At 69.5% G+C, this 11,362-nt stretch carries 13 protein-coding genes and 1 pseudogene; 6 read left to right on the top strand and 8 right to left on the bottom strand.

Annotated features, from left to right (window positions below; genetic code table 11):
* Positions 1-59 precede the first annotated feature (59 nt).
* Positions 60-341 (bottom strand): bacteriocin, encoded by a 282-nt coding sequence (locus ABS361_16595; GenBank protein ID XBY43680.1) that lies wholly within the window; start codon positions 339-341, stop codon positions 60-62.
* A gap of 311 nt (positions 342-652) precedes the next feature.
* Here ABS361_16595 and ABS361_16590 point away from each other — a divergent pair, with 311 nt between their 5' ends.
* A complete protein-coding gene (locus ABS361_16590; protein ID XBY43679.1) occupies positions 653-811 on the top strand; it encodes a DUF3309 domain-containing protein in 159 nt (52 codons plus the stop codon).
* Between the two features lie 103 nt (positions 812-914).
* Here the strand turns inward: ABS361_16590 and ABS361_16585 are convergent, their stop codons facing one another.
* From ABS361_16585 to ABS361_16575, 3 genes are all read right to left on the bottom strand, one after another.
* Complete coding sequence (locus ABS361_16585) at positions 915-1,208, bottom strand: hypothetical protein (protein ID XBY43678.1); 294 nt, start codon at positions 1,206-1,208, stop codon at positions 915-917.
* A gap of 180 nt (positions 1,209-1,388) precedes the next feature.
* Positions 1,389-1,724 (bottom strand): hypothetical protein, encoded by a 336-nt coding sequence (locus tag ABS361_16580; protein ID XBY43677.1) that lies wholly within the window; start codon positions 1,722-1,724, stop codon positions 1,389-1,391.
* Positions 1,725-1,876: 152 nt separating this feature from the next.
* Positions 1,877-2,206, bottom strand: a complete 330-nt coding sequence (locus tag ABS361_16575) for a hypothetical protein (protein ID XBY43676.1) — start codon at positions 2,204-2,206, stop codon at positions 1,877-1,879.
* A 199-nt stretch (positions 2,207-2,405) separates the two neighbouring features.
* On the opposite strand from ABS361_16575, the gene ABS361_16570 reads away from it, so the two are divergent.
* Positions 2,406-2,837 (top strand): PRC-barrel domain-containing protein, encoded by a 432-nt coding sequence (locus ABS361_16570; protein XBY43675.1) that lies wholly within the window; start codon positions 2,406-2,408, stop codon positions 2,835-2,837.
* Between the two features lie 72 nt (positions 2,838-2,909).
* Complete coding sequence (locus ABS361_16565; protein ID XBY43674.1) at positions 2,910-4,280, top strand: TIGR03862 family flavoprotein; 1,371 nt, start codon at positions 2,910-2,912, stop codon at positions 4,278-4,280.
* Between the two features lie 43 nt (positions 4,281-4,323).
* Here the strand turns inward: ABS361_16565 and ABS361_16560 are convergent, their stop codons facing one another.
* From ABS361_16560 to mutM, 4 genes are all read right to left on the bottom strand, one after another.
* A complete protein-coding gene (locus ABS361_16560) occupies positions 4,324-5,088 on the bottom strand; it encodes an SDR family oxidoreductase (protein ID XBY43673.1) in 765 nt (254 codons plus the stop codon).
* Positions 5,089-5,311: 223 nt separating this feature from the next.
* Positions 5,312-5,914, bottom strand: a complete 603-nt coding sequence (locus tag ABS361_16555) for a DUF4202 domain-containing protein (GenBank protein XBY43672.1) — start codon at positions 5,912-5,914, stop codon at positions 5,312-5,314.
* Positions 5,915-6,010: 96 nt separating this feature from the next.
* On the bottom strand, positions 6,011-6,784 hold the full coding sequence (locus ABS361_16550; GenBank protein XBY46920.1) for an enoyl-CoA hydratase: 774 nt from the start codon (positions 6,782-6,784) through the stop codon (positions 6,011-6,013).
* A 113-nt stretch (positions 6,785-6,897) separates the two neighbouring features.
* Positions 6,898-7,803: a bifunctional DNA-formamidopyrimidine glycosylase/DNA-(apurinic or apyrimidinic site) lyase gene (gene mutM / locus ABS361_16545; protein ID XBY43671.1), complete on the bottom strand. Its 906-nt coding sequence runs from the start codon at positions 7,801-7,803 to the stop codon at positions 6,898-6,900.
* A 118-nt stretch (positions 7,804-7,921) separates the two neighbouring features.
* Between mutM and ubiE the strand changes: the two genes are divergently transcribed.
* The 3 genes and pseudogenes from ubiE to ABS361_16530 all read left to right on the top strand — a co-directional run bounded on the left by ubiE (position 7,922) and on the right by ABS361_16530 (position 11,362).
* Complete coding sequence (ubiE, locus tag ABS361_16540) at positions 7,922-8,731, top strand: bifunctional demethylmenaquinone methyltransferase/2-methoxy-6-polyprenyl-1,4-benzoquinol methylase UbiE (protein XBY43670.1); 810 nt, start codon at positions 7,922-7,924, stop codon at positions 8,729-8,731.
* Positions 8,732-8,735: 4 nt separating this feature from the next.
* Positions 8,736-10,317, top strand: a pseudogene (gene ubiB / locus ABS361_16535) (2-polyprenylphenol 6-hydroxylase).
* A gap of 394 nt (positions 10,318-10,711) precedes the next feature.
* On the top strand, positions 10,712-11,362 hold the full coding sequence (locus tag ABS361_16530) for a TetR/AcrR family transcriptional regulator (GenBank protein ID XBY43669.1): 651 nt from the start codon (positions 10,712-10,714) through the stop codon (positions 11,360-11,362).

Raw genomic sequence — 11,362 nt, 5'->3', positions numbered from 1 at the left:
AAAAAGCGGCGGCACCGTCGGGTGCCGCCGCTCTTCGGATACCCGTGAGCCGGTCGGGATCAGTTGCAGGGAACGCGAACGCGCTCGCCGTATTCGTTCCGCGCGTAGCAGCGGCCGTGATAACGCGGCGTGGTGGCCGCACCGATCATGGCGCCACCGGCACCGCCGATCACGCCGCCGGCGACGGCCGCGCCGACGCCACCACCCGTGGCGGCACCGATCGCCGCGCCCGTGCCGGCACCGATAGCTCCGCCGACGATCGCACGGTCGGTCTGGTTGTAGGCGCTGCAGGCGCCGAGCGAGAGCGCCGCGATCACCGGGAGAAGGACTTTGGTACGCATCGGGATGCCTCCGACGAATTTGGTATTGTTGAATGACACTTGCGAAAACAGGAACGGCGGAGCCGGCGCTTTGTTCCCTTGACGAAATCGTGAGATCGCGGAAACCGGCAGCGTCGCCTTGGCATGTGATCAGGAGATTGTGGCACGAGCGGGAACTTTGCCGAGATTATGCAGTTCGTACCGGGTGAAGGCGCTATGCAGGCAAGAATAACTCGAAATTCATGCCGCAATCGCCGGAGGAGGCACGTCGGAAACCGGGGAAGCCGGGGTCCGGGAGTGGTCATCGTGCCCGGAGACGAGGGAGAAAAGACATGAGCCTCGGTACGATATTGTTGATTATCTTGATCCTGCTGCTGGTCGGCGCCTTCCCTGCTTGGCCCTACAGCACGGGCTGGGGATATGGTCCGAGCGGCATTCTCGGTCTCGTCGTGATCGTCCTGATCGTCATGCTGTTGACCGGGCGACTATAGCCTCGGCCGAAACGGCTCGACGGGCCACCCGGACGAGCCGCATGGCCGATCCCTGCGCTCACCCGGGCGCAGGGATCGCGGCGCCGCCGATCCGAAACGCGGATCAGCGGTCGGAAAACGTTTTGAAATCGACCGCGTCGCGGATGTTGCGCAGCAGACGGCGCAACTCGTCCTCGCTGGCCTGCTCGACCGCGAAGGCGGCGTCCGGCTCCGAGCCCGGATCCTCGTGATGATCGCGGTAGCCGACCCGCCGCTCGATATCCTGGACGAGCGCGAGCGCATCGCCCCGCAGTTCGCCGAGCAGCGTCACGATCAGCTCGATCATGCGTCGGTGCGCATTGAGCGCACCCTCGATTTCCGCTGGCAGGGCGAGGCCGGAATTCTCAGTCGGAGCCATGAAGCGCCATCCGCATGTGCTGGGCGCCCGCGACGAAGCGCCTTCTCGAAGTGGTAGAAGCGGTGCCGGCACGGCCCCGTGGCTCGAGCGGGCCGGCGGGGACGAGCCCCTGACCGACCGCGATCCGAACGGGGCCGCGCCAGCCTTCGTCCAATGTCTGTATGCTCGATCCGGTTCCCGTCACGGCGCCTTCTCCTCGGAGCCGTCGGTGGCGGGATCGGCGGGCGGCGGTTCCGAGCCCGTCGTCGCCGCAGGATCGACCGGTGTCCCGACGCGCGCGGCGGCGCGGTGGTCCGGGTGGTCGGGCCGCTTCAGCGCGCCGGTCGTATAGTTCTCATGCTCGGTCGTATAGGGCTTCTGGCCTTCGGCGGCCCGGGCATCGGATGCCGCCGAAGGCGTCCGGTCCAGCGCCGCCGGCGCGCGCGGCTGGTCGGCGGCGGCGTCCCGAAACGGCCCCGGCGACGGCTGCCGATCGGCGCCGTCCTTGGGCATGTCCTCGCGTCGATCGCGCGTCAAGGCCGACCTCTCCAGTGGGAAACTCGCAACCCAACGTCATTCATCGGGATTGGTTCCATGCGCTAACGAAAAAATCGCAGGTCGCCTCGCCCAGCCGGGCGGAGCGAATGCGACCCGCGCCCGGGCTCCGGGCGCTCGGTCCTTAAGGCACGTCAGCCCTTGTCGCCCCGGGTTCGGGTCGCCGCCTCCGTGGCCGGATCGGCCGCGACGAAGGCCGTATCGGCGGATGTCTCGCGGGGCGGCTGGCTCAGCACCGGCCGCCGATCGGCCGTGAGCCTGCCGTCGACCTGGCCCTGCTTGTCCCGTCGATCCCCGCCCGGCCGGCCCGTGTCATGGTCGACACCCTCGCCGCGGATCTCGTCGTCCGTGCCTGGCACGACAGATTCACGCCAGATCTCGTCACCCTTGTCGCCGGGCCCGACGTCGGAAGGGATCGACGTCGTTTCCGTGTCACTTGCGGCGCCCTTGTTCGCGTCACCCATGATGGCCTCCTCCTGCGGTGCTGCCCTTCCGCCCGGCGATGGACCGGGATCGGACTGCGCCCAGAACGGCGGACAGGCGGGGTTCGTTCCGCGTGCGGCCGGATCTGCGGATCGGGAACGATGCGCGGCCCGCCCCGTTGACCTCCCGAACGCTCGACGGCGCCGATGGCGCGAGGGCGAGGACAGAAGGAGACGTCCCATGAACATCGGATCGACCACCGGCGCGACCGGCCTCACCGGATCGACGGGGCGCGGCGCCGACCGCCAGCCGGGCAGCTACGACGAGACCGACACGCTGATCTCGGCCGACAAGGTGCAGGGCACCGACGTCTACAACGAGGCCGGCGAGCATCTCGGCCATATCGAGGACGTCATGCTGCACAAGGAGAGCGGCCGCGTCGCCTATGCGATCATGGCCTTCGGCGGCTTTCTCGGCATCGGCGAGCGCTATCATCCGATCCCGTGGTCGGTGCTGACCTATCGGGTCGACCGGGGCGGCTATGTGGTGCCCTATGCGCGCAACCAGCTCGAGGGCGCCCCGCACTACTCGATCGAGGAACTCGGCGACCGCGACACGCAGTGGCGCGACACCGTCCACACCTATTATGGCGCGACGCCCTACTGGATGTGAGGACGGGCGATCCCGGCCGACGAGAAGCCCCGGCTGTCGCCGGGGCTTTTTCATGCCGCGGGGCCGCGTCCAGTGGCCGTCGATTGCCGATCCCGCCCCTTGCCAATTCCCCCGCCCTGGCCCATCCATCGCCCCGACTGCGGGCGGCATGCGTCGCCCGCCGAGGAAGGGCATGCGATGAGCGGCGACGTGCGGGATGTGATCGTGGTCGGGGGTGGCCCGGCCGGGCTGATGGCGGCCGAGGCGGCCGCCGCGGCCGGGGCTTCCGTGACCGTGATCGAACGGATGCCGACCGTCGGGCGCAAGTTCCTGATGGCGGGTCGCGGCGGGCTCAATCTCACCCATTCCGAGGCGCGCGAGCGCTTCGTCGCGCGCTATCGCGGCCGTGCCGACCGGCTCGCGCCGGTGATCGAGCGCTTCCCGCCCGAAGAACTGCGCAACTGGGCGGCAGGGCTCGGCGAGGAGACCTTCGTCGGTTCCAGCGGCCGTGTTTTTCCGAAAGCTTTCAAGGCCTCGCCGCTGTTGCGCGCGTGGTTGAAGCGGCTCGACGGCCTCGGGGTCGAGATCCTGACCCGCACGCGCTGGCTCGGCTGGACGGCCGATGGCGCGCTCCGGCTCGCCCGCGCGGAGCCGCGTGAACCGGGAAGCCGCGACGCCGAGCCGGAATTCACCCGTCGGGCCGAGGCCATGGTGCTGGCGCTCGGCGGCGGCAGCTGGCCGCGCCTCGGCTCCGATGGCGCCTGGGTCGATATTCTGGAAGCCTCGCGCGTGCCCGTCGCCTCGTTGCAGCCGATGAATTGCGGCTTCGAGGTGCCGTGGTCGGAGGTGTTCCGTACCCGCTTCGAAGGCGAGCCGCTGAAGCGGCTGACGATCTCCTTCGGCGGCGAGACCGCGCGCGGCGAGGCGGTGGTCACCGCCGAGGGCCTCGAGGGCGGCGGCGTCTATGCGCTGTCCGGCCCGATCCGCGACGCGATCCGCCGCGACGGCCGCGCCACGGTGATGCTCGACCTGAAGCCGGGCATGACCCGCGATGAACTGATCGCCGCGCTCTCTGCCACGCGGCCGGGCGATAGCCTCGCGAACCGTCTGCGCAAGGGCGCGAGCATGCCGCCGGTTGCGGTCGGCCTGCTCCGCGAAGGGCACGGCAAGGACCTGCCGGCCGACCCGAAGGCGCTGGCCATCGCGATCAAGGCGACGCCGATCGTCGTCACCGGCGCGCGGCCGATCGAAAAGGCGATCTCCTCGGCCGGCGGCGTGCTGTTCGAGGCGCTCGACGACGATCTGATGGTGCGGGATATGCCGGGCCTGTTCGTGGCCGGCGAGATGATCGATTGGGAGGCGCCGACCGGCGGCTACCTGTTGCAGGCCTGTTTCGCGACCGGGTCGGTCGCGGGAGCGGCGGCCGCACGCTTCGCGGCGAAGAGCAAGGACCGCGGCGGCTGATCGCCCGGGGCGGCCTTGGCCGTTCGAACTCCGGTTCGGCGGCTCAGCCGCACTTCAGCGTGACGCCGCCGTCGACCACCAGTTCGATGCCGGTGACGAAGCGCGCCTCCGACGAGGCGAGGTAGAGCGCCGCATAGGCGACGTCCCAGGCATCGCCGACGTCGCCGAGCGGCACGGCGCCCGGCTTTGCGGCGCCGCAGGGCGAAGACCCCGTCTTCAGAAAGCCCGGAACGACGGTGTTGACGCGGATCTTCGAGCCGGCATGTTCGATCGCGGCGGCTCGGCCGACCTGATTGAGCGCGGCTTTGGAAGCGGCGAAGGCGGCCAGCGCCGGGCCGGTCGCCACATGCGAGGCGATCGACGAGACATTGACGATCGAGCCGCCGCCGTTCGCCGCCATCACGGGGATGACCGCCTTCATCGCAGTGACCGCGGCGGAGAGATTGACCGCGAAGGCCTTCTGCCAATCTTCGGCGCTGACGTCGACGACGCGGCCTTCCACCGGCAGCGACAGCGTGTCGATCAGGATATCGATGCGTTTGAAGGCCGAGACGGTCTCGGCTGCGAGCCGCTCGACCTGCACGGCGTCGGTCGCATCGCAGGGCACCGCCAGGACGCGGCCGCCTTCCAGGCGAATGATCTCGGCGGTTTCCTCGGCCGCGCGCGGATCGACATCGGCCACCACGACCTGCGCGCCCTCGCGGGCACAGAGCACGGCGCTTGCCTTGCCGGTGGTCCAGCCCGGGCCGCTCGATCCCGCGCCGACGACGATGGCGACACGTCCTTCGAGCCTGCGATTGGACGCCATGGTTCCTCCGGCCTGATCATCTGGCGGACGCGACACGGCGGCCGCACGACGGGTGCCGACCGGGGATCGCGTCTCTGCCGAAGACTCTGCGCTGTCCGGGGGCAAAGGTTAACAGTGCGCCGGGCATGGCTGTCCCGGCGTCGACGCCGCTTCGAAGGACGAGCTCCGCGTCCTGTGCATGGATCGCCTCATGCGACCGCAAGCTGTGACAGAGCCGTGACGGTCACGGGCGGCGCGCCACCGCTTCGCCGACGAGACGCTGCAGCCGTTCCGGCAGAAGCGGGGCCAGCTGCAACGCGGCCGCGTGTCCCGCATCCGACATCTTGACCCAGGTCTTGGCGACGATGTCGACGATCTTCTCGTCCGAGTGCTCAGCGGCGAAGGGCACGAACTCGTGTTCGAGGAAGACGAGACAGGCGCAATCCTCGAGCGCCTGCGCCTCCGGATCGCGCTTCAGCCGCTCCTTGCGGATGATCGAGCGCATGCGCGCGATCGTGTCCTCGTCATAGCCGACCTCGGCCATGATATCCGCCGCGAGCCGCGCGTGATGGTCCTTCAGTCCGTTGCGCCAGGCGTGATAGCCGGGCTTGTCCATCGGATAGGTCGCACGCGGCACGTCGAAGCGTCGGATGTGCTGGGCGCGGCAGGCGATCCTCAGCGCATCCGAGGCATCGGACACCAGCTCGGCCAGGCGCCGCGTCATCTCCTCGCCGTAGCGCACTGCGTAGGGCCGCTCGACGCCGTCGACCATGACCCGCACAGGGTCGTCGGCGTTGGCCTTGTCGATCAGCGCATAGGCGCGGGCGAGGCGGTCGGCGGCGGTCAAGCGGGACTCCTCGGATGGGTCGGGTCGGGGTTCATGCAGCAGGCGCACTGTCCGCGAGGTGCGGCGCCCGCGTCAACCGCCGCGCCTCGCGCCCGTTCAGCGCGACTTGAACTCCGCCTTGCGCTTCTCGACGAAGGCGCCCATGCCCTCCTTCTGGTCCGGCGTGCCGAACAGCGCCTGGAAGGTGCGGCGTTCAAACCGGAGCCCTTCGGCGAGCGAGGTCTCGAAGGCGCGATTGACCGCCTCCTTGGCGAGCAGCACCGCCGGCGCCGAGAAGGAGGCGATCTCCTCGGCGGCCTTGATCGCCGTGTCGACGAGCTCCGCCGCTGGCACGACGCGGGCGACGAGCCCAGCGCGCTCGGCCTCGGTCGCGTCCATCAGCCGGCCGGTCAGGCACAGGTCCATGGCCTTGGCCTTGCCGATCGCGCGGGTCAGCCGCTGCGTGCCGCCGGCGCCCGGGATGACGCCGAGCTTGATCTCGGGCTGGCCGAACTTCGCCGTATCGGCGGCGATGATGAAGTCGCACATCATGGCGACCTCGCAGCCGCCGCCGAGCGCGAAGCCCCCGACTGCGGCAATGATCGGCTTGCGCGCCTGCGCGACGCGGTCCCAGCGGGTGATGAAGTCGTCGAGATAGGTGTCGGGATAGCTGAGCCCGGCCATCTCCTTGATGTCGGCGCCTGCCGCGAAGGCCTTCTCAGAGCCGGTGATCACGACGGCGCCGACGCCCTTGTCGGCCTGGAACGCCTCGAGCGCGTTGCCGACCTCTTCCATCAAGGCGCCGTTCAGCGCGTTGAGCGCCTTCGGCCGGTTGAGCGTGATCAACCCGACCCGCCCGCGCGTCTCGACGATGATGTTCTCGAAAACCATGTCCGTGCTCATCCCGGCCTCCGACCGCTCGCTCGGGCGCTTATTCGGCCGCCCGTTCGATTGATCGCTAGCCGAGCCGCAGGGTCGGCGCAATCCGGACGAGGGGAGGGGGCTCACCCCTGACACACGGGGCAGAAGAACGTCGAACGGTTCGACTGCACGATGCGGGTGACGATGCCGTCGCAATCCTCGCGCGGGCAGGGCTGGTCCTCCCTGTCGTAGACGGCGAAGGAGTGCTGGAAGTAGCCGAGCTCGCCGTCGGTCTTGACGTAGTCGCGCAAGGACGAGCCGCCGGCCTCGATCGCCTCGCCGAGCACGTCGCGGATCGCGCCCGCCAGCGTCTCGACCCGTGCGGTGGCGATCGGGTCACCCGTGGCGATCGAGCCGGCCTCGCGCGTCGGCGACAGGCGCGAGCGCCACAGCGCCTCGCAGACGTAGATGTTGCCGAGCCCGGCAATCAGGCTCTGGTCGAGCAGCGCGGCCTTGAGCGGCGCGCGCTTGGCCGCGAACATCCGCGCGATCGCCTCGCCCGAGAGTGCGTTGCCGAGCGGCTCGATCCCGACATGGGCCATGAGCGGATGCGCGTCGAAGCCGTCGCGGGTGGTGAGCGTCATGAAGCCGAAGCGGCGCGGGTCGTTGTAGGTGATGCGCGCCGGCCCGCCGGGCCCGCCCGCGACCTCGAACACGACATGATCATGCGCGGCCGCCTTGGAGCGGGCGTAGTGGAACTCGCCCGGCGTGGCTTCCGCGCCGCCGGCCGCCCCGTCCTCCTCGATCCGGAATGATCCGGACATGCCGAGATGCATGATCAGCACGGCGCCGTCGTCGAGATCGGCGACGAGGTATTTCGCCCGCCGGCCGAGCGCGACGACGCGTCGTCCGGCCAGTCTTTCCGCGAAATTGTCGGGGAACGGAAAGCGCAGATCCGGACGCCGGCATTCGACGCGGGCGAGCGTCGCGCCTTCGAGGAAGGGCGCGAGACCGCGCTTGACGGTTTCGACTTCTGGCAATTCGGGCATGGCGGGACGGGCCGATTGAGATTAGGAACGGGCGGCTGGGATCGTATATGGGGCGCGGACGATAGCGTCTGACCTCCTGCTTCGCTATGGTCCCGCGCCGCAATGGAGACGATCCCCCATGTCCGAGCCCGCCACCGAGCACGCGACCGGTCTCGCCGGAACCGGTCCCGCCGTTCCCGAGACGGCTTCCTTCGGCTTCACGGATGTGCCGCTCGCCGAGAAGCAGGGTCTGGTCGACGACGTCTTCCACAAGGTCGCCGAGCGCTATGACGTCATGAACGACGTGATGTCCGGCGGTCTGCACCGCGTCTGGAAGGACGCGATGATCGCGCGCCTGGCGCCGCCGCGGACCTCGCGCAAGCCGTTCCGCGTGCTCGACATGGCCGGCGGCACCGGCGACATCGCGTTCCGGATCGTCGAGCGCTCCGAGGGCAATGCCCGCGTCACGGTCTCCGACATCAACGGCTCGATGCTCGGCGTCGGCCGCACGCGCGCCGAGAAGCGCGGCCTTCTCGCCAATCTCGAATTCGTCGAGGCCAATGCCGAGGAACTGCCGTTCGAGAGCGGCTCCTTCGATGCTTATACGATCGCCTTCGGCATCCGCAACGTGCCGCGCATCGAGAAGGCGCTGGCCGAGGCCTACCGCGTGCTCCGGCCCGGCGGCCGGTTCCTGTGCCTGGAATTCTCGGCCGTCGACGTGCCGGTGCTCGACCGGATCTATGATGCCTGGTCGTTCCGCGTCATCCCGCCGATGGGGCGGCTGATCGCCGGCGACGCCGAGCCGTACCAGTATCTGGTCGAGTCGATCCGAAAATTCCCGACCCAGGAGCGCTTCGCCGACATGATCCGGCGCGCCGGATTCTCCAAGGTCGACTACACCAACATGACCGGCGGCATCGCGGCGCTGCATTCGGGCTGGAAGATCTGATCGCATGCCCGGGATTCGCGCCAGCCTCCGTCTCGCCCGTGCCGGGTGGGTTCTCGCCCGCGAGGGCGTGCTCCGCGCCATGGCCCCACCGGACCCGCCGCCGATCGGCCGCCTGGTGCTGGCGGTCTCGCGCCTGATCGAGCGCCGCGGCGTCGCCGGCGTCGACCGCGGCACGCGCGTTTCCGAGGCGCTGAACCGGCTCGGGCCGTCCTACGTCAAGCTCGGCCAGTTCCTGGCCACGCGGCCCGACGTCGTCGGCGCCGCGATGGCCAAGGATCTGGAGGCGCTGCAGGACCGCGTCACCTCCTTCCCGCTCGCCGACGCCAAGATCCAGATCGCCCGCGCGCTGCAACGGCCGATCGAGGACGTCTTCGTCGAGTTGAGCGAGCCGGTCGCCGCCGCCTCGATCGCGCAGGTGCACAAGGCGCTCGTGCGCGACGAGGACGGCGAGACGCGCGCGCTGGCCGTCAAGGTGCTGCGCCCCGGCGTCGAGGCGCGGTTCCGGCGCGATCTCGAGCTATTACATCGCCGCCCGGCTGATCGAGCGATTCATGCCGTCGTCGCGCCGGCTGCGGCCGGTCGCGGTGGTCGACACGCTCGCCCGCTCGGTGCGACTGGAAATGGACCTGCGCCTGGAAGCGGCCGCGCTGTCGGAGCTCGGCGAGAACACGCGCGGCGATCCGGGCTTCCGCGTCCCCGCGGTCGATTGGGAGCGCACGGCCAAGACGGTGCTGACGCTCGAGTGGATCGACGGCACCAAGGTCTCCAACGTCGCCGGGCTCGAGGCGGCCGGTCACGACCTCGTCGCGCTCGCCCGCATCGTGATCCAGTCGTTCCTGCGCCATGCGATGCGCGACGGCTTCTTCCATGCCGACATGCACCAGGGCAACCTGTTCGTCGATCCGGAAGGCACGCTGGTCGCGGTCGATTTCGGCATCATGGGCCGGCTCAACAAGGCCGAGCGGCGCTTCCTCGCCGAGATCCTGTTCGGTTTCATCCGCCGCGACTACCTGCGCACCTCGGAGGTCCACTTCGAGGCCGGCTACGTGCCCGCGCATCAGGAAGTGGAGGTCTTCGCGCAGGCGCTGCGCGCGATCGGCGAGCCGTTGCGCGACCGGCCGGCGCGCGAGATCTCGATGGCGCATCTGCTCAATCAGCTGTTCGAGTACACGGAGGTCTTCGACATGAAGACCCAGCCGCGGCTGATCCTTCTGCAGAAGACCATGGTCGTCGTCGAAGGCGTCGCGCGCACGCTCGATCCGGATCTCGACATCTGGACCACGTCGGAGCCGGTGGTGCGCGAGTGGATCGAGCGCAATCTCGGCCCCGCCGCCAAGCTCGGCACCGCGGCCGAGAGCGTCGGCGCGCTCGGCCGCGTGTTCGAGACCCTGCCCCGCCTGGTCGATCGTGCCGAGCACATCTCGGCCGGCTTTTCGGCCATGGCCGACAAGGGGCTCCGGCTCGACGACGACACCGTCGAGGCGATCGCCGCCGCTGAGCGCCGCCGCCGCCGCTGGGACGGCGCCGCGCTCTGGATCGGCGCGCTCGCGCTCGTCTACATCGCGGTGCGCGTGTCGGTCGGGTAGACACGTCGTCGGAGCCGATACGCCTCCTTGCGGCGAGCACCTCCCGGGCTGACGTCCTGTGGCTGACCCCATCGCCTGTTTACCGTCATCGGGCCGAGATTGCCGTCTCGCGCCCCGCAACGGCGGAATTCGCACGCCCGTAGCGCGTCGCCACTTGACGCCGATCTGACGATCGAGCATGAGAATGAACGTTCATTCTCATTTTGGTCGGCGGCCGAGGGGCGGCCGGCGAGGGACGGCATCGATCATGAGGAACGACACCGCGCCCGCGGGCGAGGCGCCCGCGCCGTCGTCCGGCTCGGCGTCAAGACGGTCCGCGTCAGCACCGTTTGCGCCAGCGCCCTCTGCGTCGGGACCATCCGCGTCGGGGCCTTCTTCGGCACCGGCGACGGTGTTGGCGGACGGCCACGTCGGGGAGCGCCAGCGGCGCATTCTCGATGCGGCCGAGCGCTGCTTCATCCGCACCGGCTTCCATCGCTGCACGATGCAGGACGTCGCGGCCGAGGCCGGCATGAGCCCGGGCAATCTCTACCGCTACTTTCCCTCGAAGGACGCGATCGTGATCGGCCTCGCCGAGCGCGACCGCGCCGAGATGAGTTCCGACTTCCGCGAGCTCGCCGAGACGACCACCTTCCTGGAGGCGTTCGGGATGGCGATGCGCAAGCACATGATCGATGAGCCGGCCGGCAATGCCGTGCTCTGCATGGAGATCTGGTCGGAATCGGCCCGCAACGACGTTTTCCGCCAGATCCACCTCGCTTTCGAGACCGAGGTCCATACCTGGATCGTGCATCTCGCCGAGGGCGCCAAGACCAAGGGCGAGATGCGCCCCGACATCGACACCGACGCTTTCGCGGTCCTGCTCGTGACGCTCGCCAACGGCCTGTTCGTGCGCCGGGCGCTGGCGAGCGATTTCGATGCCGAGCGCGAGATCGAGGTCGCGGTCGCCATCGCCGCCGCCGCCATGAGCGGCCTCGTGCCGCTTCCTCCGGCCCGGCGCGCTTCTGCCGCGGGCCGCACCGTTTCCGTTTCTTCCGAGGTTTGA

The sequence above is a fragment of the Ancalomicrobiaceae bacterium S20 genome (assembly GCA_040269895.1).
Taxonomy (GTDB): Bacteria; Pseudomonadota; Alphaproteobacteria; order Rhizobiales; family Ancalomicrobiaceae; genus Methyloraptor; species Methyloraptor flagellatus.
The sequence above is the reverse complement of the archived record's forward strand: the minus strand, read 5'-3'. Positions and strand labels throughout refer to the sequence as shown.

Excerpts from the sequence above, each read along its gene's own strand:
- ABS361_16595 (XBY43680.1), bottom strand. The coding sequence starts at position 341 with ATGCGTACCAAAGTCCTTCTCCCGGTGATCGCGGCGCTCTCGCTCGGC.
- ABS361_16590 (XBY43679.1), top strand. The coding sequence starts at position 653 with ATGAGCCTCGGTACGATATTGTTGATTATCTTGATCCTGCTGCTGGTC.
- ABS361_16585 (XBY43678.1), bottom strand. The coding sequence starts at position 1,208 with ATGGCTCCGACTGAGAATTCCGGCCTCGCCCTGCCAGCGGAAATCGAG.
- ABS361_16575 (XBY43676.1), bottom strand. The coding sequence starts at position 2,206 with ATGGGTGACGCGAACAAGGGCGCCGCAAGTGACACGGAAACGACGTCG.
- ABS361_16570 (XBY43675.1), top strand. The coding sequence starts at position 2,406 with ATGAACATCGGATCGACCACCGGCGCGACCGGCCTCACCGGATCGACG.
- ABS361_16560 (XBY43673.1), bottom strand. The coding sequence starts at position 5,088 with ATGGCGTCCAATCGCAGGCTCGAAGGACGTGTCGCCATCGTCGTCGGC.
- ABS361_16550 (XBY46920.1), bottom strand. The coding sequence starts at position 6,784 with ATGGTTTTCGAGAACATCATCGTCGAGACGCGCGGGCGGGTCGGGTTG.
- mutM (XBY43671.1), bottom strand. The coding sequence starts at position 7,803 with ATGCCCGAATTGCCAGAAGTCGAAACCGTCAAGCGCGGTCTCGCGCCC.
- ubiE (XBY43670.1), top strand. The coding sequence starts at position 7,922 with ATGTCCGAGCCCGCCACCGAGCACGCGACCGGTCTCGCCGGAACCGGT.